Annotated in this window: 23 protein-coding genes and 1 pseudogene; 14 read left to right on the top strand and 10 right to left on the bottom strand. The window is 61.8% G+C overall.

The window, feature by feature from the left end:
* Positions 1-58 precede the first annotated feature (58 nt).
* Both ACYCFC_RS08270 and ACYCFC_RS08265 read left to right on the top strand, forming a co-directional pair.
* Positions 59-1,135 (top strand): AI-2E family transporter, encoded by a 1,077-nt coding sequence (locus tag ACYCFC_RS08270; protein ID WP_181082718.1) that lies wholly within the window; start codon positions 59-61, stop codon positions 1,133-1,135.
* A gap of 417 nt (positions 1,136-1,552) precedes the next feature.
* The gene (locus ACYCFC_RS08265; protein ID WP_181082092.1) at positions 1,553-2,503 is read left to right on the top strand and encodes an IS110 family RNA-guided transposase; all 951 of its coding nucleotides are present in this window, start codon (positions 1,553-1,555) and stop codon (positions 2,501-2,503) included.
* 152 nt (positions 2,504-2,655) lie between these two features.
* On the opposite strand, the gene ACYCFC_RS08260 is transcribed toward ACYCFC_RS08265, so the two are convergent.
* A complete protein-coding gene (locus ACYCFC_RS08260; RefSeq protein WP_181082719.1) occupies positions 2,656-3,648 on the bottom strand; it encodes a patatin-like phospholipase family protein in 993 nt (330 codons plus the stop codon).
* A gap of 198 nt (positions 3,649-3,846) precedes the next feature.
* On the opposite strand from ACYCFC_RS08260, the gene selD reads away from it, so the two are divergent.
* The 7 genes from selD to ACYCFC_RS08225 all read left to right on the top strand — a co-directional run bounded on the left by selD (position 3,847) and on the right by ACYCFC_RS08225 (position 11,247).
* The gene (gene selD / locus ACYCFC_RS08255; RefSeq protein WP_181082720.1) at positions 3,847-4,881 is read left to right on the top strand and encodes a selenide, water dikinase SelD; all 1,035 of its coding nucleotides are present in this window, start codon (positions 3,847-3,849) and stop codon (positions 4,879-4,881) included.
* Positions 4,881-5,996, top strand: coding sequence for a tRNA 2-selenouridine(34) synthase MnmH (gene mnmH, locus ACYCFC_RS08250; protein WP_459653653.1), 1,116 nt, complete (start codon positions 4,881-4,883; stop codon positions 5,994-5,996). Before selD ends, mnmH begins: the two co-directional genes overlap by 1 nt.
* 14 nt (positions 5,997-6,010) lie before the next feature.
* On the top strand, positions 6,011-6,289 hold the full coding sequence (locus ACYCFC_RS08245) for a hypothetical protein (RefSeq protein ID WP_459653652.1): 279 nt from the start codon (positions 6,011-6,013) through the stop codon (positions 6,287-6,289).
* A gap of 157 nt (positions 6,290-6,446) precedes the next feature.
* Entirely contained in the window at positions 6,447-7,364 is a 918-nt protein-coding gene (locus ACYCFC_RS08240; RefSeq protein WP_459653651.1) for an AAA family ATPase, read from the top strand.
* A 16-nt stretch (positions 7,365-7,380) separates the two neighbouring features.
* The gene (locus ACYCFC_RS08235) at positions 7,381-8,334 is read left to right on the top strand and encodes a DUF58 domain-containing protein (protein ID WP_459653650.1); all 954 of its coding nucleotides are present in this window, start codon (positions 7,381-7,383) and stop codon (positions 8,332-8,334) included.
* Complete coding sequence (locus ACYCFC_RS08230; protein ID WP_459653649.1) at positions 8,334-10,331, top strand: transglutaminase TgpA family protein; 1,998 nt, start codon at positions 8,334-8,336, stop codon at positions 10,329-10,331. The genes ACYCFC_RS08235 and ACYCFC_RS08230 overlap by 1 nt, the downstream gene beginning before the upstream one ends.
* A gap of 118 nt (positions 10,332-10,449) precedes the next feature.
* Positions 10,450-11,247: an acyl-CoA thioesterase gene (locus ACYCFC_RS08225; RefSeq protein ID WP_459653648.1), complete on the top strand. Its 798-nt coding sequence runs from the start codon at positions 10,450-10,452 to the stop codon at positions 11,245-11,247.
* On the opposite strand, the gene ACYCFC_RS08220 is transcribed toward ACYCFC_RS08225, so the two are convergent.
* On the bottom strand, positions 11,248-12,045 hold the full coding sequence (locus ACYCFC_RS08220) for a TatD family hydrolase (protein WP_459653647.1): 798 nt from the start codon (positions 12,043-12,045) through the stop codon (positions 11,248-11,250).
* A gap of 178 nt (positions 12,046-12,223) precedes the next feature.
* On the opposite strand from ACYCFC_RS08220, the gene ACYCFC_RS08215 reads away from it, so the two are divergent.
* On the top strand, positions 12,224-13,636 hold the full coding sequence (locus tag ACYCFC_RS08215; protein ID WP_459653646.1) for an MltF family protein: 1,413 nt from the start codon (positions 12,224-12,226) through the stop codon (positions 13,634-13,636).
* 92 nt (positions 13,637-13,728) lie between these two features.
* Here ACYCFC_RS08215 and greB read toward each other — a convergent pair whose 3' ends face one another.
* From greB to ACYCFC_RS08200, 3 genes are all read right to left on the bottom strand, one after another.
* A complete protein-coding gene (gene greB / locus ACYCFC_RS08210) occupies positions 13,729-14,229 on the bottom strand; it encodes a transcription elongation factor GreB (RefSeq protein ID WP_181082729.1) in 501 nt (166 codons plus the stop codon).
* Between the two features lie 88 nt (positions 14,230-14,317).
* A complete protein-coding gene (locus tag ACYCFC_RS08205) occupies positions 14,318-16,822 on the bottom strand; it encodes an ABC transporter permease (RefSeq protein ID WP_459653645.1) in 2,505 nt (834 codons plus the stop codon).
* Positions 16,819-17,505: an ABC transporter ATP-binding protein gene (locus ACYCFC_RS08200; RefSeq protein ID WP_181082731.1), complete on the bottom strand. Its 687-nt coding sequence runs from the start codon at positions 17,503-17,505 to the stop codon at positions 16,819-16,821. The genes ACYCFC_RS08205 and ACYCFC_RS08200 overlap by 4 nt, the downstream gene beginning before the upstream one ends.
* Positions 17,506-17,515: 10 nt before the next feature.
* On the opposite strand from ACYCFC_RS08200, the gene ACYCFC_RS08195 reads away from it, so the two are divergent.
* A complete protein-coding gene (locus tag ACYCFC_RS08195) occupies positions 17,516-18,121 on the top strand; it encodes an arylesterase (protein WP_459653644.1) in 606 nt (201 codons plus the stop codon).
* A gap of 504 nt (positions 18,122-18,625) precedes the next feature.
* On the opposite strand, the gene ACYCFC_RS08190 is transcribed toward ACYCFC_RS08195, so the two are convergent.
* The 5 genes from ACYCFC_RS08190 to ACYCFC_RS08170 all read right to left on the bottom strand — a co-directional run bounded on the left by ACYCFC_RS08190 (position 18,626) and on the right by ACYCFC_RS08170 (position 23,926).
* Positions 18,626-19,645: a hypothetical protein gene (locus ACYCFC_RS08190; RefSeq protein ID WP_459653643.1), complete on the bottom strand. Its 1,020-nt coding sequence runs from the start codon at positions 19,643-19,645 to the stop codon at positions 18,626-18,628.
* 68 nt (positions 19,646-19,713) lie between these two features.
* Entirely contained in the window at positions 19,714-20,100 is a 387-nt protein-coding gene (locus ACYCFC_RS08185) for a hypothetical protein (RefSeq protein ID WP_459653642.1), read from the bottom strand.
* 617 nt (positions 20,101-20,717) lie between these two features.
* On the bottom strand, positions 20,718-21,266 hold the full coding sequence (locus tag ACYCFC_RS08180; RefSeq protein WP_459653641.1) for a hypothetical protein: 549 nt from the start codon (positions 21,264-21,266) through the stop codon (positions 20,718-20,720).
* Positions 21,267-22,071: 805 nt separating this feature from the next.
* Positions 22,072-22,581 (bottom strand): BRO-N domain-containing protein, encoded by a 510-nt coding sequence (locus ACYCFC_RS08175; protein ID WP_459653969.1) that lies wholly within the window; start codon positions 22,579-22,581, stop codon positions 22,072-22,074.
* Positions 22,582-22,609: 28 nt separating this feature from the next.
* A complete protein-coding gene (locus tag ACYCFC_RS08170; RefSeq protein ID WP_459653640.1) occupies positions 22,610-23,926 on the bottom strand; it encodes a tyrosine-type recombinase/integrase in 1,317 nt (438 codons plus the stop codon).
* A gap of 209 nt (positions 23,927-24,135) precedes the next feature.
* On the opposite strand from ACYCFC_RS08170, the pseudogene ACYCFC_RS08165 reads away from it, so the two are divergent.
* The 3 genes and pseudogenes from ACYCFC_RS08165 to ACYCFC_RS08155 all read left to right on the top strand — a co-directional run.
* Positions 24,136-24,426, top strand: a pseudogene (locus ACYCFC_RS08165) (SGNH/GDSL hydrolase family protein); the annotation flags it as partial.
* Between the two features lie 44 nt (positions 24,427-24,470).
* Positions 24,471-24,752: a hypothetical protein gene (locus ACYCFC_RS08160; RefSeq protein WP_459653639.1), complete on the top strand. Its 282-nt coding sequence runs from the start codon at positions 24,471-24,473 to the stop codon at positions 24,750-24,752.
* A gap of 68 nt (positions 24,753-24,820) precedes the next feature.
* A complete protein-coding gene (locus ACYCFC_RS08155; protein ID WP_181082734.1) occupies positions 24,821-25,783 on the top strand; it encodes a L,D-transpeptidase family protein in 963 nt (320 codons plus the stop codon).
* Positions 25,784-25,789 lie beyond the last annotated feature (6 nt).

The raw sequence follows: 25,789 nt of genomic DNA, 5'->3' as shown, positions 1-25,789 counted from the left end.
AGCCGCCTGATTCAGGCGTGCTGCAGTCGCACCACGTTTTTTCCGGATAGGTAGTCTGATGCTTAACAATGATCGTCTGCTGGTGCAGATCCTGCTTCTGGTGCTGCTCGGTGCCTGTCTCTGGGTGCTGGCGCCATTTGCCTCCGCACTGTTCTGGGCGGCGGTACTGGCGTTTGCCAGTTGGCCGGTCATGCGCCTGTTGACGCGCTGGCTCAATGGTAATTCGACCCTGGCCGCGACGCTGCTGACGTTCAGCTGGATGGTACTGGTCGCCGTGCCTTTGGTCTGGCTGGGGCTGAACATTGCCGATCAGATTCGGGAGGTCAACGTCCTGGTCCACAGCCTTCAGGTCGAAGGGCTGCCGGAGCCGCCGACCTGGCTCGGTGAGTTTCCGCTGATAGGCGACAACCTTCTGGATCTGTGGCACACGCTGGACGAGCAGGGCACGGCATTCTTCGCCACCATCCGCCCCTACGTCGGCCAGGTTGGCAACTGGTTGCTGGTGCGCAGTGCGCGTATCGGTGGCGGCATGCTGGAACTGGCTCTGAGCCTGGTGCTGGTGTTCTTCTTCTATCGCGATGGCCCCAAGCTTGCGGCATTCGTCCATAGCCTGCTGCATCGACTGATCGGAGGCCGTGCCGATCACTATCTGGAACTGGTGGCCGGCACGGTACAGCGCGTGGTCAACGGCGTGATCGGCACGGCGGCGGCGCAGGCGATCCTGGCCTATATCGGCTTCAGCATTGCCGGTGTGCCGGGGGCACTGGTCCTCGGACTGCTGACTTTCGCGTTCAGCTTCCTGATGGTGCCACCGCTGATCTGGGGGCCTGCGGTCGCCTGGCTGATCTGGCAGGGGCAGTACGGCATGGCCGTATTCCTCGGCGTGTGGGGCATGTTCATCATCAGTGGCGTGGATAACGTCCTCAAACCCTACCTCATCAGCCGCGGTGGCAACCTGCCGCTGGTGGTGGTGCTGCTGGGTGTGTTCGGTGGCGTGCTGGCGTTCGGCTTCATGGGACTTTTCCTCGGCCCAACGCTGCTGGCAGTCGCCTACAGCCTGCTGGGTGACTGGGTAGCCAAGGAAGTCCCGGAAATCGCCGCACCGCCGAAAGCGCCGAGGAAGCGCTCCGAGTGATGGCCGAAGGGGCTGCAGCCTGATAAAAGCGCCGGAAGAAAAAACCTAATGCCAGTCAGCTAAGCGGGTTGGCATTTCCACTTGGTTATGTACCCGTAACCTGTTGCGCGAGGTAGGCGCTTTGTAGGAGGGGGCTTGCCCGCGAGCTTTTGGCGGGGGCTGCGTGCCAAGGCAGAAAAGCAAAGCTCGCGGACAAGTCCGCTTGTATGGCGTTAGGGTAGGAACCTGTCGGGGGTGGAGGGACAAAGTCCGCTTCTGCAAGCCAGACGGTGGGAGACTTCCCCCATCCACGCGCTCACGACAAGCGCCGATAAGGAATCCATCGGATTGAGTGGCTGCTCATACCGACAATACCGGCAAGCCTGCGCCATTGTGAGCCCCGACAGGTGATCTTCATCTTCCCCGTCGGAGAGCGCCATGACAAGCCAAGTTGCAGTTATCGGAATCGATGTGGCCAAGGAGACGCTGAGCGTCTGCGATACGCGGTCTGGTGAGGTGTTCGAGCTAGCCAATGACCGTCGCACGATCAAGGCCTGGCTCAAGACTCTACCTGGGTGCTGCGCCATCGCTATCGAAGCCACAGGCATCTACCACATGGATGTTGCGACCCTGGCTCATACCAAGGGGCACCGGATTTACGTCATTAACGGCTTCCGCCTGAGCAACTATCGCAAGGGCATTGGTGGGCGAAACAAGGACGACCGTAGCGACGCCCAACTGTTGGCCCGTTACCTGTCTCATGAGCAGACTCAACTGGATCCCTGGCAACCGCCGAGCAAGGCGTACTGCCGCTTGCAGACGTTGTTACATCGTCGGGCAACGCTCGTTCGTAGCGCGACATCGCTGCGTCAGAGCTTCTCTCAGGACCGCACACTGGCCAATGCACTGAAGCCGGTCCTCAAGCGTATGGCCGTCCTGGAGCGGCGTTTGGAGAAGGCGATTCAGACAACTCTGGACGAGGCCGGCCTGAAGGAACAGAGCAAGCGCTGCCAAGCCATCGAGGGTATTGGGCCTCTGACTGCTGCAGCGCTGAACCTGGCGTTTCTGCGAGGGTACTTTCGCAACAGCGACGCCTTCATCGCATTTCTGGGACTGGACGTGCGGCTCAAGGAGTCTGGCCGTTACAGCGGTCGACGGAAGCTGACCAAGCAAGGTGATCCGGAGATCCGCCGGCTACTGCACAACGCCGCCATGTCTGCAGCCCGCACCAAACGATGGAAGGAAATCTATCTGGGCTATCTAGCACGCGGACTGAAGAAAACCGAAGCTTTGACCATCCTGGCCCGCAAACTCGCCCGAATTGCCTTTGCCCTCATGCAGACGCAGACGGCCTACCAACCACAGGAGGTGAGGCCGTCGTTGACATAGAATCTCCCACAGAGCATCGGCGTGGTTGTTTAGCTTGTACGCGACCCCTCCGACTGCAGCCTTATCTGACCGGCATTATGGCTCGGCCCCGCTTCGTAGGTCGAATTAGCCGAAGGCGTAATCCGACGTAGCAAGCGTTATTCAGCGGCTTGCTAGCACTGGTCCTTCTCGTACTTGTCCAGGGCATCGCTGGCGACGATTCGCCCCAGCTTGATCAGTTCCGGCGCCTTGTAGAACTCGTAGAAGCGGCAGGCGCGCTTGGGGATATTGATCAGGACGTTGGGCGGGTAACCGGCGATCTTGTATTGCGTCAGGGAGGATTGCATCACCTCGAAGCTCTGGTTGATCAGTTCGAGCAGCGACGCCGGGCCGCTCACATCCACCACCATCGAGCCTTCAGCCGATTTCGGCGGGCAACGCCCGGTCGGCGCCGCAGGCGGCTGACCTGCACGGGCTTCTTCGCCGGACTGAAGCTCGGCAAGCTGTTCATCCAGCCCATTATTGTTCTTGCGCCAGAACGGGATATGCGAGCTGATCGAGCTCATCATGCTGTCGAAACGACCCGGTCGGAATATCTCCGGCAAGGGGTACTGACGATGATTGTTGGCGTTGAGGTTGACCGCGATGATGATGTCGCTGTGGCTGGATACTACGGGCACGATCGGTAGCGGGTTGAGTATGCCGCCATCGACCAGCACCCGGTTACCCTGTATGACCGGTGTGAACAGGCTTGGTATCGCCGCGGAGGCGCGCATGGCCAGTTCCAGGTTGCCTTCCTGGAACCAGATTTCCTGCTGGTTGGTCAGGTCGGCGGCGACGGCGGTAAAGGGAATCGGCAGGTCTTCGATATTGATCGAGCCGAGCATGTCGCGAATGCGTCCGAAAATCTTCTCGCCGCGAATGGCGCCGAGGCTGAAGCTCGGATCCACCAGGCGCAGCATGTCGAAATAGTCGAGGCTTTCGATCCAGGCGCGGTATTCGTCCAGCTTGCCCGCCGCGTAGATGCCCCCGACCACTGCGCCCATCGAGCAGCCGGCGATGCACTCGATCTCGTAGCCTCGCAGCGTGAGCTCCTCGATGACGCCGATATGCGCATAACCTCGCGCACCTCCGGAACCCAGAACCAGTGCGACCTTGTTGCCCATGCAATTCTCCCTGTGGCAGGAACGTTAGCATCAAGCCTGCGTGGCTGAGCTTCAAGCGCGGGACAACAATATTTAGTCTGACAAGGCTCTGGATGGAGCCCGCCGCTGAGCGCTTGCTGCTCGATACGGCATGCGCCAGCCTTTCTGCCTTCTTGCTACAATCGGCGCCCATTTTGCGACCGTCATGAGGCTTTCCAGATGAGCGAACCCATCCGCCTTACCCAGTACAGCCATGGTGCCGGTTGCGGCTGCAAGATTTCCCCGAAGGTGCTGGATGTGATTCTCGCTGGCAGCGGCGCGCAGAACCTCGATCCGCGCCTGTGGGTCGGTAATGCCTCGCGCGACGATGCGGCGGTGTATGGCATCGACGGCGAGCGCGGTGTGGTTTCAACCACCGATTTCTTCATGCCCATCGTCGACGATCCTTTTGATTTCGGTCGTATTGCCGCGACCAACGCCATCAGCGACATCTACGCCATGGGCGGCGATCCGCTGATGGCCATCGCCATTCTGGGTTGGCCGGTCAACGTGCTGTCGCCGGAAGTGGCGCGCGAGGTGATCGCCGGCGGTCGCGCGGTCTGCGATGCAGCGGGTATTCCGCTGGCAGGCGGGCATTCCATCGACGCGCCCGAGCCGATCTTCGGCCTGGCCGTGACCGGGCTGGTCAACAAGAGCCAGATGAAGCGCAACGATACAGCCACGGTGGGTTGCAAGCTTTACCTGACCAAGCCGCTGGGCATCGGCATCCTGACCACGGCGGAAAAGCAGGCCAAGCTGCGTGCCGAGGACGTGGGCCGCGCACGAGACTGGATGTGTACGCTGAACACGCCCGGCAGCCGTTTTGGCAAGCTTGCCGGGGTGCATGCCATGACCGATGTCACCGGCTTCGGCCTGCTTGGGCACCTGGTCGAGATGGCTGATGGCAGCGGCGTCACAGCGCGCATCGACTACGCACGGGTGCCGCGCCTCGAAGGCGTCGAATATTACCTTGAGCAGGGCTGCGTGCCGGGCGGCACCGGGCGTAACTTCGACAGTTATGGCGAGCGCATCGCCGCGCTGAACGAGGCGCACAAGCAGCTGCTCTGTGATCCGCAGACCAGTGGTGGCCTGCTGGTCGCCGTGACGCCCGAAGGCGAGACGGAGTTCCTGGCGGTTGCGACCGAGCTGGGTCTGACGCTCGAGCCGATTGGCGAGCTGGTCGAAGCCGGTGCTTTTGCGGTCGAGGTTCGTTGATGCGCGGTGATACCGATAACTACCGAGCGTTGTTTCTTGACGATATTCCGCTGATGGATGCGCGGGCACCGGTGGAATTCGCCAAAGGCGCCTTTCCTGGCGTAGTCAATTTGCCCCTGATGAATGACCTTGAGCGGCAGAAGGTCGGCACCTGCTTCAAGCAGCACGGGCAACAGGCGGCCATCGAGCTTGGCAATCGGCTGGTCAGCGGGCAGATAAAGGCCGAGCGAATGGGAGCCTGGGTCGATTTCGTCCGGAATAATCCGCACGGTTACATCTACTGTTTTCGTGGTGGCTTGCGTTCGCAAATCGTGCAGCAATGGCTCAAGAGCGAGGCGGGCATCGACTACCCGCGCGTGACCGGCGGCTACAAGGCGATGCGCCATTTCCTGCTGGATACGCTCGAACAGGCAGCGACCGGCCTGGATTTCGTGCTGGTCGGCGGCATGACCGGTACCGGCAAGACCGAAGTGCTGGCACGCCTGGGCAACAGCGTGGACCTCGAAGGTCTGGCCAATCATCGCGGTTCGAGCTTCGGCAAGCGTGCCACGCCGCAGCCGGCACAGATCGACTTCGAAAATGCGCTGGCGGTCCGCCTGCTGAAAATGCAGGCGGCAAATGTCAGCCAGTTCGTACTTGAGGATGAGGCGCGCCTGGTGGGGCGCTGCTCGATCCCGCTGCCGCTGTTCCAGGGCATGCAGCATTATCCCCTGGTATGGCTGGAAGACAGCCTTGAGGGGCGTGTCGAGCGGATTCTGAAAGACTATGTGGTCGATCTGTGTGCCGAGTTCATAGCCGGGCAGGGTGATGCCGGCTTTGCTGCCTTCGCCGAGCGTTTGCAGCAGAGTCTGGTCAATATCAGCAGGCGACTGGGCGGCGAGCACTACAGGAAACTGGCTCTGATCATGGATCAGGCGCTGGCCGAGCAGGCCCGCAGTGGCGCGGTGGACCTTCACCGCGACTGGATCGAAGCCCTGCTCACAGACTATTACGACCCGATGTACGTCTATCAGCGTGAGAGCAAGGCGTCCCGAATCGAATTTGCTGGTGAGCAGGACGCGGTGGTCGAGTTTCTTCGCGAGCGTGCTGCACGCAAACACGATGAAAGCCTTTGAAGAAGGAGTTGGTGATGAAGAACCTGATCTGTCTGTCCTTGCTGATGCTGACCCTGAGCGGTTGCGCTGCTAAAACCGCCTATCGCGACAGTTGCGCATCCCTGCTGGATGCGGCTTGGGAGGAGCAGAGCCTGGCCGAAGCGGAAGGTTTCGCCGGCACCGTGAGCTACTCCAAGGCGATGGCCCTGCTGACCGGCGCCAAGACCCAGCAGCAGTTCGAGGCCTATCGAGGCTGTACCCAGAAAGCCAAGAAGGCGCGCTTCTACCTGCGCGAGTCGCGCGCGGGGCGCTAGTTGCCGCTCGCAGGGCCGAACGTGTTCGGCCCTGCGACGACGCTTTTGCGGCTACAGCTCGGTCGCACCCTGGAACTTCATCACAACAGTTTCCCGTGCTTTTGCCTGTGGCTCCCGGTGTCAGTAGCATCAGGGCTGACGAATGAAGGAGAGTGGCATGCGCGCACGATTGGAAGTCTGTCTACGAGCGGTCAATGAAGTCCTGCTCGGCAAGCAATCACAGGTGCAACTGGCAATGGCCTGCCTGCTGGCGCGGGGGCATTTGCTGATCGAGGACCTGCCGGGCATGGGCAAGACCACTCTGAGCCACACCCTGGCCAGGGTCATGGGGCTGGAATTCCAGCGTATTCAGTTCACTTCCGATCTGTTGCCGGGCGATATTCTTGGCACCTCGGTGTTCGACAAGGACAGCGGACAGTTCGTCTTTCATCCGGGGCCGATCTTCGCCGAACTGGTGCTGGCCGATGAAATCAATCGGGCCACACCGAAAAGCCAGAGCGCCCTGCTCGAAGCCATGGAGGAAGGCCAGGTCACTATCGAGGGCGCCACGCGGCCCCTACCTGAACCCTTTTTCGTCATCGCCACGCAGAATCCGGTCAGTTCAGGTGGCACCTTCACCTTGCCGGAATCGCAGCTGGACCGTTTTCTTATGCGCCTGTCGCTGGGTTATCCGGCGAAGGCGGCGGAAAAGGCTCTGTTGCTGGGCGATTCGCGGCGCGATCTGCTGGCACGGCTGGAGCCCGTACTCGACCGCGCCACGCTGGTGGCGATTCAGGAGACCGTGGCCCAGGTCCGCGTCAGCGATGCGCTGGTCGATTATGTGCTGCGACTGGTCGAAGCGACGCGCACGCAGCCGCAGTTCGCCTGGGGATTGTCGCCGCGTGGCAGCCTTGCGTTGCTGGCGGCGGCGCGAGCCTGGGCCTATCTGGATGATCGGGATTACGTGATCCCCGAGGATGTGCAGGCGGTGCTGCCCTCGGTGACAGGGCATCGGCTGCGCGAGCGCGCCGATGCCGGTGGCCATGGTGGCGGTGCACTGGTGCAGTGGCTGCTGCGCGAAGTACCGGCGCTCTGATGGTCTCCTGGGTCCCATGAGGCTGCTACCGCGAACTCGTGAGCGCTGGCTGCTCAAGCGCATCCCGCCAGGGCCGAGCGTACGCCTCGATCAGCGACGAATCTTCATCATGCCCAGCGCGGTCGGCATGGCCTTCATGATTGCTCTGCTGCTGATGCTGGTAGCGGCCATCAACTACCAGAACAGCCTGGCCTATGCGCTGACCTTCCTGCTCGGCTCGGTGTTCGTGGTAACCATCCTGCATACCTGGCGCAACCTGGCCGGCCTGGTGCTGCAGGCGGGTGGTTCGGATGCGGTATTTCTCGGCGAACAGGCGCGCCTGCGCGTCAGGCTGGAAAGCCGTGGCCGTCTGTATCAGGCCGTCGCGCTGGGGTGGCCGGGCGGTGATTTACAACGAGTCGATGTGCCCGTTGGCGGCATCTGCGAGGTCGAACTCAGTCTGCCGAGCGAGCGCCGTGGCTGGCTGCGCCCCGGTCGGTTGCGGGTGGAAAGCCGTTTCCCGCTGGGGTTGCTGGTGGCCTGGAGCTGGGTCGATCTGCAACTGGCGGCGCTGGTCTATCCCCGGCCCGAAGCCGGCGGGCTGCCGCAAACCGCCGGCCTTGACGATGAGGATGAAGGCAGTCGCGCGCTGGGTCATGGGGTAGATGATTATCAGGGATTGCGTGACTGGCAGCCGGGGGATTCGCGGCGGCGGCTGCACTGGAAGGCTTTTTCACGTGGCCAAGGGTTGTTGGTGAAGGAGTTTTCGGCGTTGGTTGGGCAGGAGCCGCTGCTCGATCTGGATGCCCTCGACGGTGAGCTGGAGGCGCGGCTGTCGCGGCTCTGCCATTGGGTCGTCGAGTTGTCGGCCCGACAGCAACCCTTCGCCTTGCGTCTTGCGGAGTTGACGATTGGCCCGGCTGGCGGAGCCGATCATCGCAACCGTTGTCTGCGTGCGTTGGCGCTGTTTGGTCAGCGGGAGAGCGAGTGATGAGTGGCATCCAGCCGATACCCCGCAACGGCCTGGTCTGGCTGCTGGTGGCCCAGGTGCTGGTGATCCTGCCGCATCTGGACCATCTGCCGCTGTGGATCATCGGTCTCTGGCTGGGCTGCGCGGCATGGCGGGTACGGATATTTCGCATGCAGGCGCGTTATCCGCGCGGCTGGATGAAAGCGCTGATGATGATCGGCGCGGGGTTTGGCGTGTATCTGTCTCGCGGCAGCCTGATCGGCCTGGAAGCCGGCGTGGTGCTGCTGATCGCCGCGTTCATCCTGAAACTGGTGGAAATGCGCAGTCGCCGCGATGCGCTGGTGCTGATCTTCCTCGGCTTCTTCACCGTCGTTACCAGCTACCTGTTCAACGACAGCCTGCTGGCCGGGCTCTACAGCCTGTTGCCGATCATCGCGCTGCTGGCGGCGATGATCGGCCTGCAGCAGAGCAGCGCCAGAACCCATCCCTGGCCGACGCTGCGGCTGGCCGGTTCGCTGCTGTTGCAGGCGGCGCCGCTGATGCTGCTGCTGTTCGTGCTGTTCCCACGCTTCGGTCCGCTATGGTCATTGCCACAGCCCAAGGACCGGGCGATTTCCGGGTTGGCCGACAGTATGTCGCCGGGCGATATCGCCGAACTGAGCCGCTCTCCCGCGCTGGCCTTCAGGGCCAGCTTCGAAGGACCGATGCCCGAGCGGGATCGTCTGTACTGGCGCGCCGTCACGTTCGAACGTTTCGATGGCCGACGCTGGTCGCAGTCCTTCGCGGCGCAGGTGCCCCAAGCGCCGGAGTGGAATCCGCAGGGCGCGGCGCTGAACTACAGCATCGTCATGCAGCCCAGTGGTCGTCCCTGGCTGTACGCGCTGGACGTGGGGGAGGTCGATGCGGACGATGTACGCCTGATGACCGACTTTCATCTGCAGCGTCGGCATCCGGTGGACAAGCCGCTGCTCTACGAGGTGACTTCCTGGCCTGACGCCCTGCGTGAACCCAGGCCTGCGCCGGCCACCCTGGAGCGCTCCCTGCAGCTGCCCGCCGAAGGCAATCCACGCGCCCGCAACTGGGCGACACAATTGCGCCGCGAGCATCAGGACCCCGAAGCGCTGGTGCAGGCGCTGCTGCGCCATTTCAACCGGCAGCCCTACGGCTACACGCTGCGACCGCCGCCGGTGGGCAGTGACATCGTCGATGATTTCCTGTTCGAGACCCTCAACGGCTTCTGCATCCACTATGCCGGAGCGATGACTTTTGTGCTGCGCGCCGCAGGAGTACCCGCACGGGTGGTGGCGGGTTATCAGGGCGGAGAGGTCAATCCTGCCGGCAACTACCTGTCGGTGCGTCAGCTCGATGCTCATGCCTGGGTCGAATACTGGGTCACGGAACGCGGCTGGGTCAGCGTGGATCCGACCTTTCAGGTTGCGCCGGAACGCATCGAGTTGGGGCTGGAAGAAGCGTTGGTCGATGAACAGAGCCTGCTTCAGGAATCTCCGATGAACCTGCGCCGCTACCGTGATATTGGCTGGTTGAACGAACTGCGCTTTGGTTGGGACAACCTCAACTACGGCTGGCAGCGCTGGGTGCTCGATTACCAGGGCGAGCGTCAGCTGCGAACCCTGAAGGGGTGGTTTGGTGACATCGATACGCGTCAGCTCGGATTGTTGCTGCTCGTCTGCGCCGCCGTGCTGATTGCGCTGCTGACCCTGTTGCTGCTCAAGCCCTGGCAGTACGAGCGTGATCCGCAACTGCGCCTGTTCCGCCGCTTCGAGCGTTTGCTGGCGCGGCGTGGCGTCATCCGCGAGGATGGTGAGGGCGCGCGTGACTTCGCCGAGCGTGCGGCGCGCGAGTTGCCGGCGCAGGCCGAGGCCATTGGCGATTTTGCCCGCCTGTACGAGCGTGCACGCTATGCCGGCGAGGCGCCGGACAAGGCTGCGATACAGAGCGCGCTGGCGCGGCTCGGGCGACGCCTGCCGTGGCGTACCGGGGGGCGCGGGAAGCCGTAGGACGAGCTCATTCGGCTTCTTCGGCCCTGCAGATTGGCTAATCTCCCCTGTCAGGCCGTGCGCCCGTGTCTCCGGGCAAGGCTAAGATAGCGGCCCATCACCGGCTTTCGAGGCAAGCATGACCCTTTCCGAACTGATACAAGCCGTGCGCGACAACCCACAGGAACTCGTCGTACCCGCCAGCTGGGGGCAGGGCCGGGCGGGCTTTGGCGGGCTGGCGGCGGCGCTGGTGTACGAGGCGATGCGGGCGCAGGTGCCGGAAGATCGCCCGGTACGCTCGCTGGCCATCACCTTCGTCGGCCCGCTGCTGGTGGATACGCCGGTCAGCTTCGAGGCCGAGGTGCTGCGTGAAGGCAAGGCGGTCAGCCAGGTGCTCGGTCGGGCCATGCAGAACGGCCAGGTGGTGACACTGGTGCAGGGCAGTTTCGGCGCCTCGCGTGCGTCCGTCGTCGCGGTAGAGGCGGAGCCGGCACCAAGCATGCCTGCGCTGGAGGCCTGCCAGGAGTTGCCCTACATACCCGGTGTCGCGCCGGAGTTCACTCGGCACCTGGCCATGCGCTGGGGCATTGGTGGCTTGCCGTTCAGCGGCAACACCTCGCGGGAAATGGGCGGCTGGGTGCGCCAGCGTGGCGAGGTCGCGCGCGAACCGCTGACCATTGCCCATGTACTGGCGCTGGTGGACGCCTGGCCGCCTGCCGTGCTGTCGCACCTCAAAGGCTTCGCTCCCGGGAGTTCGCTGACCTGGACCATCGAGTTCATTCAGCCGCAGCCACACGTCGATACCCATGACTGGTGCCAGTACCGCGCCGTGATCGAGCACGCCCGCGATGGCTACGGCCACTGCGCCGCCGCGCTCTGGAGCCCCCAGGGCGAACTGCTGGCCTTGAGTCGGCAGACGGTAACGGTGTTCGGCTGACTACAGCGCTGGAATACGGAAAAACCGCTGCGCGCAGGCTGTGCTGCTTGCAGCCAGTTCCTGTTCGCTCACTTCTCGATGCCGTGCGACTTCGCGCAGGACCTCAGGAAGATACGCCGGCTCGTTGTGCCTGGGCCGGGGACGCAGCGTGCGCGGCAGCAGGTAGGGTGCATCGCTTTCAAGCATCAGACGTTCGCTGGGTATTTCGCGCACCAGCGAATGCAGATGCGTCCCGCGGCGTTCGTCACAGATCCAGCCGGTAATGCCAATATGCAGATCGAGGTCGAGATAGCTGTAAAGAGCACGTTTTTCACCAGTGAAACAGTGCACCACGGCAGCACTGAGCTGATCACGAAAGGACCGGACGATGTCTGCCAGACGCTGATCGGCCTCGCGCTCATGAAGAAAAACCGGCAGACCGGTTTCCACTGCCAGTTGCAGCTGTTCTTCGAGGACTCGCTCCTGCTGCGTGCGCGGCGAAAGATCACGATTGAAGTCCAGCCCGCATTCACCGACTGCGCGTACCTCGGGCTCGTCGAGCAACTGCCGGAGTGCTGCCGCACTCTGCGATGACCACTGGCTTGCCTCGTGTGGATGAATGCCGGCAGTGCAGAACAGTCGCTGGCCACTTTCGTCCAGGTCGCGGCAGAGCGCCAGGGCCGCTTCGCTTTCGCTGAGGCTGGTGCCGGTCAGCACCATCTGCATGACGCCGGCGGCATGGGCGCGGTCGAGAACGGCGCGTGGGTCACGGCTGAAGGTCGGATGTGTCAGATTGACGCCAATATCGACAAGCTGCATGAATAAGCTCACTTATAAGATGAAAATATAACTATATAATTCAATTGGTTAAGGCTGATAGCTAAGGTCATGTGTCGGTAGTTGCTGGCGACTGCTTCTCTGCTGTGAGAACCTTCGCCGCCTTGCGCCAGGGCTGGCCGCACGGCATCTTGTTCCATTCGAGTCGATACCTTCGCCGATGACCCGTTTACTGCCTCTGTTGCTCTGTCTGCTGGTGCTGTTTGCGCCCTGGCCGGCGGTTGCCCGCGTGGTTGGTCCGCAGGCTTGGCAGGCGGCGGATACGGTACGCGATCTGGCGCAGATTCGCCGCAGCGGAGTGTTGCGCGTGCTGGTGAATCAGAGCCGCAACAGCTCCGGTGAGGTGAAGGGGGAGGCGATCGGCGTCGAGTATGTGCGCTTGCGCGCATTCGAGCAGTTTCTCAATCGCGACTCGCAGGGACACACGATCACCCTGAAAGTCATCCCTAAGGCAAAGGATCAGTTGCTCGCCGCCCTGCAGAGGGGAGAAGGCGACCTGGTTGCGCCGGGCGAGTTGCTCGAACGAGGCACCATGCGCCAGGTGAGCCGTACCCGTGCCGTTGTGGAACAGGTTCCGATGGTACTGGTCACGCGTCAGGGCAGTCGACGTTATACGCAACTGCAACAGCTCTCTGGCCGCAGCCTGGCATTGCCGGCAGGCAGTGTCGCCGGCACCACGCTGGAAAAGATCAACCGTGAGCTGATGCAGGCCGGACGGGCACCCATCGTTGTCGAGTGGGTCGACTCGACGCTCGCCGTGGAGGATGTGCTGGAAATGGTCCAGGCCGGCATTTATCCGGCGACCCTCGTTGAGCGGACGATTGCCGAGCGCTGGGCGAAGGTGTTGCCGAAACTTCGTATCGAATCGCAACTGACGCTGGGTAAACACGCGGACATGCACTGGTTCGTGCACAAGGACGCGAGCATGTTGCGCGCCAGCGCTGATCGCTTTCTGACGAGTTATCGTGTCCCGGACAATCAGGATGCCGCTTTCGTGCGAGTGTACCGGCGTCTGTATCGGGTGCAGTATCCGCTGGATTCCATTGGCCGGCAGCGTCTGGAAAAGGTCCGCTCGACCCTGCAGCGTCATGCCCGGCAGCAGGACATCGACTGGCTGAACCTGGCAGCGCTGGCCTTCAAGGAGTCGACCCTCGACCCGGCGGCCCGTGGCGCTTCAGGCGCCACCGGGCTGATGCAGGTGACACCCGCCACGGCTCGCAGTATGGGCGTCACCGATATCGGCAAGCTGGACGACAATGTACTGGCCAGTGCCAGGTATCTGGCCAGTATCCGCCGGGATTTCTTCGCCAGCCCCAGGCTCAACGAGCGTGAGCGCATGGCCTTTATCCTCGCCGCATACAACCTGGGGCCGCAACGGGTGCAGAGCATGCGTGCCGAAGCCCGCCGCCGAGGCCTCAATCCGGATCAGTGGTTCTTCCAGGTCGAACGAATCGCCATGGAAACCATGGGCATGGGCGTGGTGAGTTACGTCAATGCAGTGAACAAGTATTACCTGGCCTACAACCGGGAGCGCAATCTGCTGGAGGCGGGGCCGCAGAGTGCGGCCAGGTAGCCGGGCAGGCAAGACAAGGCGAAAACAGGCGAGAAACGCGCGTCAGTCACAAGCGGCTTGCCGAGCCTGTTATTGCCAACGCAGGTAGTTTTTCATGTCTGATAGTCGATGGCGACGATATACCAGAGCCTCGCCCCGGTCGGCGTCTGTACCTGCACTTCGGCATCCAGTGGCTTGCCTACCAGGGCTCTGGCCAGGGGCGAGTCGATACTGATCAGGCCCTGCCTGAGATCCAGCTCATCCGGACCGACGATGCGATAGCGGGCCTGTTCGCCATCCTCGTCCTCGACGGTCACCCAGGCGCCGAAGTACACCTTGCCTGGATCGCCTGGCCGCTCGCTGACGACCTTGAGCTTCTCCAGCCGCTTGGTGAGAAAACGTACGCGGCTATCGATCTCGCGCAGCATTTTCTTGCCGTAGGTGTATTCGGCGTTTTCCGAGCGATCGCCTTGCGCGGCGGCTTCACTGACCGACTGGGTCACCTGCGGGCGCCTGACGTGCCAGAGTTCGTGCAGTTCGGCACGCAGGCGCGCTTCACCTTCGGGCGTGATCAGCGGGGTGCCGGCAGGGCGCGGCGGACGGTAACGACTCATGGACTATCCGGATCGGCTATCGGGGCCGCACATTGTAAGCTGGTGGCCAGTTTCAGCCAGCAGCATCTGCGGCAGGGCCGATACGGGCTCAATTCTCGCGCAGCACATTGAGCGGGCTGGCGTTCAGCGCACGACGTGTACCTATCACGCCCGCGCCGCCGACCAGCAAGGCGCCGATCACCGGCAAGAGCAGCAGCCAGGGATGCGGCTGCCAGCGCAGGTCGAAGACGAAGTGATAGAGCAGGGCGCTGACCAGTTCGCAGCCCAGCGCGGCCAGCAGGCCGCTGGCCGCGCCGAGTACGCCGAATTCGGCGCGCCGGGCCTTGAGCAGCAGCTTGCGCTCGGCGCCCAGTGCCCGCAACAGCGCACCCTGGCGGATGCGTTCATCGAGGGTCGCCTGCAGGCCGGCGAACAGCACGGCAAGACCCGCTGCCAGCACGAACATCAGCACGTATTCCACCGCCAGAGAGACCTGCGCGAGGATGCTGCGCAGTTGGCCGAGCAGGGCCTCGACCTGCAGGATCGTCGCGGAGGGGAAATCGCGGGCGAGCTGCACCAGTTCGCGATCCTTGCCGGGCGGCAGGTGGAAGCTGGTCATATAGGTGGCCGGGACGTCCTGTAGGGTCTGTGGCTCGAAGATCATGTAGAAATTGGGCTGGAAACTGTCCCAGTTCACTTCGCGCAGGCTGGTGACGCTGACGTCACGGGTAATGCCGCCCACGGTGAAGGTCAGACGGTCACCCAGTCCTACCCTCAGGCTCTCAGCCAGCTCCGCTTCCACTGATACGCCGGGTAGTTCGCCCGGCTTTTCGCTCCACCAGTGGCCTGCCGTCAGGCGGTTGTCCGCAGGCAGTTCCTGCGCCCAGGTCAGGCTCAGGTCGCGGCGGACCGCCCGTTCGCCCTGGCTTTCCTTGCTGACGATCTGCCGTACCGGCTCGCCATTGATGGCCACCAGCCGTCCCGGCACCACCGGATACAGCGGGGCGGCGTGATCGGACAGGACCGTGATGCGCTCACCGAAGGCGGCACTGTCCGCCGGCAGCACGTTCAGCACGAAGTGGTTGGGGGCGTTTTCCGGCAACTGCTCCTGCCAGGTGTCCAGCAGTTCGCCGCGCAGCAGTGCGATCAGCGCCATGGCCAGCAGGATCAGGCCGAAGGCCAGGGATTGGCCGGCAGCGGCCAGCGGATGGCGCAGCAACTGGCCTAGGCCCAGCCGCCAGGGCAGGGAGGCGCCGGACAGCGTCCGGCGCAGTCCCTGCAAAGTCAGTAACAGCAGGCCGCCCAGGACCAGCGTGGCGAGCAACCCGCCGCCGAGCAGGGCCAGAGTGATTTTCAGGTCCAGGCTCAGGCGCCACATGATCAGCCCCAGGGCGACGATGGCCGTGCCGTAGACCAGCCAGGTGCTGGGCGGCACCGGCAGCATGTCGCGGCGCAGCACACGCAGCGGTGGCACGCGGCCCAGTGCGGCCAGCGGCGGCAGGGCGAAACCGGCCAGGGCCACGAGACCCGTGGCGATGCCGGCCAGCGCCGGCCAGAGTGTTGCGGGAGGAATTTCGCTGACCACCAGATCACGCAGCAGAAAAAACAGCCCGTGCTGCGCCGCCCAGCCCAGCAGCGCGCCGGTCATGCTGGCCAGTGCGCCGAGATAGGTCAGTTGCAGGGTATAAAGCAGCAGCGCTTCGCGCCGGGACAGCCCGAGGCAGCGCAGCAGCGCGCTGGCGTCGAAACGACGTGAGGCAAAGCGTGCGGCGGACAGGGCCACGGCAACCCCGGCGAGTAATACCGCCGCCAGGCTGGCCAGGTTCAGGTAGCGCTCGGCGCGACCCAGGGCACCGCCGATCTGGCGATTGCCGTCCTTTGCGGTCTCGATGCGCTGGTGTGGTTGAAGATCCGCCTGGATGGCCTGCTGATAAGCCTGCAACTGTGCCGCCGGGCCGCGCCAGAGTTCGCGGTAGCTCACGCGACTGCCGGGCTGGACGACACCGGTTGCCTGCAGATCGTCAAGGTGCATCAGCACCCGTGGCGTCAGGCTGTAGAAGTCACCCACACGATCCGGCTCGTAGGTCAGTACGCGGGTCAGCTTCAGCTGTTTGTTACCGACTTCGATCAGATCGCCAATCTGCAAATCCAGGGCGGCGAACAGCCGTGCCTCGGCCCAGGCTTCGCCGGGTTGCGGTCCGTCGTCACTGATCTGCTCGGGTTGATAGGGCGCGGCGGCGCTGCGCAGTTCGCCACGCAACGGATAATGGCTGTCGGCGGCCTTGACGCTGGCCAGTTGCAGGTTTTCATCGGTGGCGATGACGCTGGAGAACTCAACCACTCGGGCATGATCGAGCTGCAAGAGGCTGCCCGCTTCGATCTGTTCCGGCGCTGCGGGGGCGCTGCCGCGCACGACCAGGTCGGCGCCGAGGAATTCGGTGGCGCGCAGAAGCATGGCATCGTTCAGGCGCGCGCCGAAATAACCGATGGCGGTACTGGCCGCCACGGCGATCAGCAGCGCAAAGAAGAGTATGCGCAATTCGCCCGCGCGGGCATCGCGCATGAGTTGTCGCAGGGCGAGGGTGGCCAGCCGGCCAATGGTCATGCGCCTCATCGAGTCTGCTCGGCGTCGATCCTGCGGCCACCTTCAAGGCGCAGTAAATGCTGGCAGCGCTGCGCAAGCTGCTCATCATGGGTTACCAGAATCAGCGTGGTCGTGCGCTCGCGGTTCAGCTCGAAAAGCAGTTCCGTGATGTTCGCGCCGGTGTGGCTGTCGAGATTGCCGGTCGGTTCGTCGGCAAACAGCACCTCGGGTTCGGCGGCGAACGCACGGGCGACGGCAACGCGCTGTTGCTCGCCGCCGGACAGTTGCCGTGGATAGTGGTGCAGGCGCGCACCCAGACCGACACGTTCGAGCAGTTCGCTGGCCTTTGCCTGGGCATCGCGACGACCATGCAACTCCAGCGGCAGCATGACGTTTTCCAATGCATTGAGGCTGTCCAGCAGCTGGAAAGACTGGAAAACGAAACCGACATGCTCGGCACGGACCCTGGCGCGCTGATCCTCGTCCAGCTCCCCAAGCCGATGGCCAGCCAGGGTTACTTCACCGGAGGTGGGCAGGTCGAGCCCGGCGAGCAGACCGAGCAGGGTGGATTTCCCCGAGCCGGAAGTGCCGACGATGGCCAGGCTGTCGCCCTTGTCCAGGGTCAGTGACACCGCGTCGAGGATGGCCAGTTCACCTTCCGCGCTGGGTACCACTTTGCTAAGGTTCCGGGCATTGAGAATGCTGTCGCTCATGGAGATTCCGATGCGAATGTGGCTGAAAGGTGGGGTTCTGGTCTTGCTGTGCTGGACCCAGGGCGCCCTGGGCGGGACGGTCCTGGTGGTCGGGGATAGTATCAGCGCCGCTTTCGGCCTGGAAACCAGCCAGGGCTGGGTGCATATGCTTCAACAACGACTGGATTCACAGGCTCTGGAGTATCAGGTGGTAAATGCCTCGATCAGTGGTGACACCACGGCGGGCGGGCGTTCCAGGCTGCCGGCGCTGCTCGATGAGCATGCACCTGAAGTCGTGATTCTGGAGTTGGGCGGCAACGATGGCCTGCGCGGTCAATCACCGCTGCAATTGAAACAGAATCTTGCGGCGATGATTGAAATGTCGCAGGAAGCGGGAGCCAAGGTGCTCATTTTAGGGATGCTTATGCCCCCTAATTTGGGCAAGAGATACACCGAGGCGTTCGCCAAAGTGTTCCCTGAAGTGGCCTCTGAGTACGATGTCCCACTGGTCCCGTTTCTGCTGGAGGGCGTGGCTGGCGTGCCTTCCATGATGCAGGGTGACCAAATCCATCCGACTGCTGAAGCCCAATCGAAACTGCTGGATAACGTCTGGCCTGCTCTCGAACCGCTGCTCTGATTCAACCGTAAGGATTGAGCGAGAGACGCCAAGCGTAGCGGCTTTACGCCCCGAATGTCTAACAGTGTTCTAACAAACTTCTAACACCGAAGGACCTTCACGTGCCTCAGCGATCCAAGGGGACCGAGGGCGGCACGGGGGAATGTGGCTGGTCTTCTTTATTGAGATGAGGTCTCAGATTTTTCTCCCAGATTCTCAAGGCAGACCGAGCGACCAGCGAGACGACCCAAGGAGCAACCACCAGCAGCCAATAAGCAGCCTGTAGCTTGCCCATGTGAGTCTCCTACTGATTTAGTCAGGTATTGCAAAAAGAAGCCCCAAGACCCATTCAGGTCGAGGAGCTTTAAACCGAATCTCAAGGAGACCCAGTGACAGCCAGTTGTCGGCAGAGGATGGCCCCAGGTTTACCCAGGGCTCATTCCTTTGGATTGGAAGGAGGATGGTTATCACAACCACGCCAGCTTACTGGCCACCTCCCGTCCTCTTGGTGCGACTCCCAGGGCCTTACGGCTGCGCTGAGAGGACCAGTTGCTTGATGATCGGCAGGGCTACCGGGGTGGTTTCCCACTCGGAACCACCCAGCTTCACTTCGACCATAGCGGTTGCCATCACGTCCACCACAGCGGAGACCTCAAGGTCCCAGCTCTGGGTCGAAGCATTACGGCTCAGTTCCACCCGCCAGACATCGCCGTTCTGGTCTTCACGGAACGACAACAGGGCGAACGCCTTGGGCACCAGAAAGATGCCACGGTCTGGACCGCTGTAGACCTGAACACGGGTCCCCACCAGCTCGTCGATGTCCTCAAGGCCAGCCCGTTGAGCGGCACGGTTGAGGGTCGGACGAAGAGCCACGGGGATCAGAACGCCGAACTCGGAGACATCACGGCCCCAGAAGGTGTCGAGGTTGACCGCCAGGATGTCCAGTAGGTCCTCAGCCTGGGCAGCAGGGCTACCGCTCAGGGCTCCCGCATATGCCTTGGTGACCGAAGGTTGACCCTCAAGGCTCTGGGCAATCTTACCGGCCAGGGTCAGCTCAAGGTCATCCAGCAGTTTCTCCCCGGTCTGCGCCATGCTGCGCTCAGTGAAGCCGAACTGGACGGTGTGGTCGAAGATCGACACACGACCCGATACCAGAATGCCGACCTCAGGGGCCTCCATCGAGACCAGGGAGCCTGCTTTGGCATCGCCGTGGGTCATCGTTTGCCCATCATAGGTCTGGCGGGGATCGAAGGTAACGGAGCGGTCAGCCATTAGGGCGACCTGGGGAGCGGTCGGCTGGGAGCCGTAGGGGCGAACCTCAGAAGGAAACGCCGTGTTCATGTTGTCGCGCCACTCGTCACCGTTGAGGTGGTCATCAGCAGCCTCATACATGGCCTGGGCATAGACCAGAGGGTCCGTAGCAGCCATGTGATCCGCTCGGATGTCGGAGGTGTGGAAGGTTGCCTGGGTGGCCGTTGAGCCGTGGGCAGTGGTGACGGTCTGGGAGTAGACGCTATCGGGTTTCTTGTACTGGAAAGGTTTCATTGTTGGTAACTCCTTAGAAAAAGTATTGGCGAGTGGTAATCAGGACGAGGACCAGAAGGTCCATAGCGTTAACGTCCACGGGCAGCACGCAGGCGTTCGCCATGCTCACGAATCTCTCGGGCCTTGCGCTCACGCTCAGCGATCTGCTGGGCAATCTCTTGGGGCGTCGGGACGTGGCAACGGCGGGCATGTTCCTGGGCTTCAGCCTTCAGGCGTTCCTGCTCGACTCGCTGCTGGTGCTGGTGGCTCCGATGGAGTCGGGTTGCCTCAGGGGAGCCCTCAAGGCTCAGCCCAGCGGTAGCGAACGCCTCGGCTACCTTTACGATTGCCGGATGGTTCTGGCCTTCAGCCGCGACCAACAGAGGCAGGAGGACCAGCTCGGCATACTCTCGGGCCAGGGTTTGGCCGTGGATGCTTACGGTCTCGGGAGTTACGTTGCTAACGGTAATTTTCATTTGGGTAGGTCTCCTATCCCATAGAGCAAACCCCCAGTCCGCACGGCAGGCGCGACAAGACGCAAGGAGACGTAAACACGCCGACCCTGGGGGTTTGCTCTATGGATTCTTGATTTCAGTGTGTCGCCCGTGGGATGGGCGTTTGGGGGACTTCAGGTGGGGAACTGAAGGGCGTAGCGTTAGTTCGCTACTGGTGTGAGCTTGTAGGGCTTCCAGGTGAGTCGCTGGAGTGGGCGCCAATGGCTGGCGGTTGTCGATAACGGATGATGAAACCTTAAAGACGAAACCCAGCGACTCCCTGGGAGCCCTACAGGCGCTCAATGTGTGGCGTTAAGCGGCTGCTGGTCGCGCTGTGAGGTCGAACCGGACAGGCAACAGCATTGCTTCCTGAAACGTCATAGCGGCTCGCTCAAGGATGCCGTCCAGCTCTCCCAAGGGGAGCCTGAGGGTTTCCTGGAGGTCGGCCTGAAAGGACGCCAGGGTGTGGTCCGTGTGGAGCCTGTAGGCGCTCCGAGCGGCATGATAGACACGGCGGGCGCTTGGGGTTGCCAGAGCGTCGTTGAGTCGGTCACAGAGGGCCTGAGGGCACCCTGGGCCTGGGATCAGTCGATAGCGCATTAGATGCCCTCCCGGCTGACGTTGCGACGAATCCGAGCGGCCAGCTTGGCTTCCTGAGCCTTACGCTGACGGTGGGCCTTGGCGGCTGGGGTCTGGGACTGAGGACCTCGCTTGAGGGCCTTCCAGTCGCACTTATCGTTGAAGGCACTGCGCGCCAGCAGCTCAGCGGACTTCTCTCGCCCCATCTCGGCCATCTTTTGGATGACTACCGTGGCGACCTCAGGCATCTCAAGGATAGCCTCGAAGGCATCGAAGACCATATCCTCGAACTCAGAGGAAACCCAGGCGGCATAGCGGATAACTGCCTGCTTTGCTGCGAGAGTTTGGGAGCCTGCCCGACCACGATTTAACGAGCCGATTTTTCCGGCTTGTTCCAATCGCTGAGCCTCTTTGCGTTCAACGAAGCGTTTCGGCTGCTTACCCTTGGCAAGTTTCAAGGTCTGCCAGATTTCGGTCAGGTCCCATTGGCCCGCATCGTTTGCCTTAAAGGGGTGCCCTTCGATGACGATCAGGTGCCCAGCGTGCTTGTGCTTAATGTCGATATTCATTGTCTGTTTTCCTTTTGATAGCGCCCTTCAGGTCGCACCCACAGCCGGTCATCCAGACCCCAGACAAGGGAACCGGCGTGGCATGAAAGGCGCTATCAGAAAGACTGGATTGGGATTGCCAGAGGAACTGGCGTTTGTGCCCAGCGACGGGCAATGAGGGACAACCGAGGGGTGTGTCCTATTAGTGAGGGTTTTTAACTGAGGTGGACCTATGCAGCTTTTGCACAGGTTGACCGAGAGCCAGACTCAAGGACATTAGGTTGCCTCAAAGGATCAGGATCATGGTCTGGCAAGACCTGTCCCAAACTTGAAGACAACCATGGTTCTCCGAGAGGGAAACCTAAGGACCCAAAGAAAACCTAAGGTTTAGAAGATTATTAAAAGAGTAATAAGAAGATGACCCTTTAGAATCTTTAAGTAACAGCCACCCTTGTGTCTATGAACGAATCAGGGGCCACCACCTCCCTGAGACGACCGAGGAACACTCGGCTTAATTCATAGCTCACCCCGGCTCGACTACCGGGCCCACGGCTGGGTCCCTGTGCTGTAGTCAGCGGCGGGTCATTCCAGTGGAAACAAAAGGGTCACCCTGGTGAGCTGCTTTAAGAGCAACCGCAGGGAAGTCGAATGGGTCGAGGAGGACCCTGAGAATTATTTTCTCTCAGAATCATCGTCTGTCCTATTAGTGAGGGTTTTTAAATAGAAGTTGACCAAGGGGCACCAGCTATGCTTAAGGATTGCCCTTGGTGCCGCCTCGCAGCCCGTCGCTACGCCAAATCCCCAAGGTCAGGACCCAGCGAGCCCTTCAGATTTCACGTAGGAGCGCGAGTATTGCTCCGAAAGATTGACCAGCATCCCCCCTTTGTCTCCTTCGGAGCATCCCCAGGATCGTAGAGTTCTGCTTCAGGAGGCCCGATACAGCGTCACTCAGCGCGGCCAGCTCCCCGGCGAACTGCTGGCCGGTCTCAGTGGTGGACTCATTGACGTTGTACTGGCCGGTCTTGCGGATGGACGGGAGGACCTCCTCGGTGACCCACTTGCGGAATGGCTCGCTGGCCGGTGCGTGGCCCCTGAGGAGCATCTGGTAGGTCTCGGGTTCGGTCATTATTGCTGTTGTGGTGCGGAACGCCCGCCCCAGGTCATCCACTGGGAGACTAATGCAAGAATCTTGTATCAGTGCCCCCAGCGTCAGCTTGAGTCCCGTACCCTGTTTCGTCTTGCGGTACGACGCCACGGAACCGGCAGGGTTCTTCAGGCCAGCCGCTCGGGCGACCTGAGTAGCGATGAACAGGAGGTCATGCTCGGGGTGGCCGATCAGAACGTCCAGCTCGGCAGTAGCTACGCTACCGATCCCCAGTCTTATAGACCTCCCTCAGAACCTCAGCGAGCGCCTTGACTGGGACGCTGTTGCCGTAGGTGTCATACGAGATTGACCCGGAGGCGTGCCCAAGAATCGCCTGGGTATAGATGACCGGCGTGCCTTTGGACTGGAGCCTGGAGGCCATTGAGTGGCGCAGAGAGTGGAGGGTCTGGTTCTGCTCCCGGTCCTCCCCAAGCGCCTCTTTGAGCAAGGCCCCAAGGCCACGACTGGCGTTCATTGCGTTGATCCCATTGTCAGACGGCAGGGCTCCCGCTTTGACTGCCTCAAGGAAGGCCGTTAGGTCGAATCCTAAGGCTCCATCGGTCAACGGGACCAGACGGGTGCTGTAGCGGTTCTTGAGGCTTTTCCCTGGGCCATCCTCGTTAATGTCGATACACCAGCAACCATCGACCTGCTTGATGTCCGCCTTGGTCAACTGAGCGATTTCCCCCACGCGAGCCCCGGTGATTGCCAGGAGGGACAGCCCCCATCGTTGCCAGGAGGTCGCAGGGAGTCCGTTGGCGTGACTCATGGCCTTCGCTACCTGGGACTCGGTGAAGCCCCCCCGCTTGCTCGTGGTGTTCTTGGTGAGCTTGAGCTTAGCGGTGTATGCCTTCTTGATTAGATCATTCGCTTCGGCCCACTTTAGGACCGTCGAGAGGGTGGCGAGTAGGTTATTCACGGTGGACGGCTCTCGGGACTCCAGCAGGCTCGCCCGAACGGCTATCAGGTCCTCCCGCTTGTGCTTGGAGAGGTCAGAGACGCCGACAGCTTCAAAGGCCCTTCCGATGACCGTGTGTTGTGTCCGAAGGGCTCCCAGGGTCGATACCTTCACGTTAACTGAGTGTTCGGCCATGTAGCTGTCCGATAGGTCCTCCCAAGACAAGGGCTTGGGTTCCTCAATGATTGCAGGGTTGGCCGGAGGTGGACTTACAGATAGGGAAACAGAAGCACGCCTGTGTCTATCATAATCCTCATCGTGATTGAGTTCGTCTATGATATCAGCCAATCCCTTGGGGTGCCCTTCGAGCCTTCTCTCCGATTCCCACATGATCCGCTTGCCCATCTCCACGGCTTTCGCTTGGGGCGGTGTCAGCGAGGTGCGGGCGATCCGCTGTAGGTCCCCTCGGATATCTGAGTAAGTCATCCCCACTGCGTCCAGCTCCTCCCAGTCGGTTGAGGTCGCCAGGGTGTCCTCAGCGATTGACCTGAGGTGGTCGCGCAGTTCGTCCCAGGTTGCGTCCGGCTTGTCGAGATGGAAGGCCCTGAGGGTCGATAGGAGCTGTTTGCTGGTGGTCATTGCGGTTGGTCTATCAGTAGAGCGGAGGGAGAGCGTACAGGTGCCCTTGGAGCGCAGAGGGCGGACCCTGAGGTAGTAGACCCCAGATCGGCGGTAATGCCACGGCTTGGCGAGCAAAACTTCTAACACACTTCTAACAGTTGGCTGAATGACCTGAGCGTCCATCGGCTGAAACCCTTGAAATTACTGGGGTCTCGCTTCTTTTCAAACGATTGAAACAGAATCTTGCGGCGATGGTCGAGATGTCGCAGGAAGCGGGAGCCCAAGTAGTGCTGCTGGGCATGCGCATGCCGCCGAATCTGGGCCAGCGTTACACCACGGCATTCGCCAATGCCTTCGACTCACTCGCCGGTGAGCAGGATCTGCCCTACGTTCCGTTCTTTCTCGAAGGGGTAGGTGGCGTCGCGAACATGATGCAGTCCGATGGCATTCACCCCACGGCCATCGCTCAGGAACGGTTGCTGAACAACCTCTGGTCGGTGCTCGAACCCTTGCTTTGAGGCAGCGGCGCGGATAGTGTCGCGCCCCTTGATTGGAGCCTCGAATGCCTCGCCCAGCCTGGTCCCTTTTTGCCTACCGTCTTATCGTCCCGGATGAGCAGTTCGATCTGTTCGCCTGCCGTGAGAATCGCCTGCATCTGGCCCTGCGCCAATTGGAGCTGAACGGCCAGGCTGATCGCACCCTGTGCGGTGGTTTTCTGCCGGCGCAGCCGCGCTGGCAGGATCTGGAGCAGGGCCTGCTGAAGGATCGTCGGCTCTGTCCGGTCTGTCGTGACACGCTCAGCGCACAGCGCCGGCGTCTACCATCGGCTCTCAGTGCCTGGTAGGTGACTCGGAGTTCTTCCTTCCTTCACGTACAATCGCCGACAGCACCACTCACCCCAAGGAACCCTGAATGCTCTCGCGTGCCTCTGCAGTCGCCTCCTGTGTGTCACTCACTGCCTTGCTGCTGGCCGGACAATCGGCGGCGCTCGAATTGCCGCTGCCGCCCGAAGGCGAGGATGTGGTGGGCGAGATTCAGGTCATCAAGGCCAAATACGAAGATACCTTCGCGGCCCTCGGCGAGACCTATGACCTGGGTTACCTGGAGCTTGTCGCAGCGAATCCGGGGGTCGATCCCTGGCTTCCGGGTGAAGGCACCGACATCATTTTACCGACACGCTTCATCCTGCCGCCGGGTCCACGCGAAGGCATCGTGATCAACCTCGCCGAGTACCGTCTGTACTACTACCCGGAAGGTCAGTCCGTGGTGCATACCTATCCGCTGGGCATCGGGAGGGAAGGCTGGGGATCGCCGGTGGGCAATACACGCATTTCAGCCATGACCAGCAATCCGGCCTGGTATCCGCCACAGTCGATTCGTGACGAGCACGCCGCTGATGGCGATCCACTGCCTAAGGTGGTCCCCCCAGGCCCGGACAACCCGCTGGGGCCATACAAGATGACCCTGGCGATGCCGGGCTATCTCATTCATGGGTCGAACAAGAAGTTCGGCATTGGCATGCGTGTCAGCCATGGCTGTTTCCGTATGCTCAATCACAACGTTCTTGAGCTGTCAGGGCGAGTCAAGGTAGGCACGCCGGTGCGTATCATCGACGAGCCATACAAGTTTGGTGTCAGCCAGGGCAAGGTCTACCTGGAAGCGCATACGCCGCTGGAGGAGGAGGACCGGCCCATGACGCTCATGGACAAGCATGCCGTGGTGGTCAATACGTTGCTCAAGCGGGACGATGATGCGGGGACGTTACGGCTGGATTGGGAGATGGTACGCGAGATCATCGCGGGAGAAGATGGCCTGCCCATTCAGATTGCCGAGCAGGGCCAGACCCTGGTGAGCCATGAAGAGCCGGTTTTCTAAGATGTT

The organism is Stutzerimonas sp. NM35 (assembly GCF_054604355.1).
Note: the sequence above shows the minus strand (reverse complement) of the source record. Positions and strands in the feature narration are given on the sequence as shown.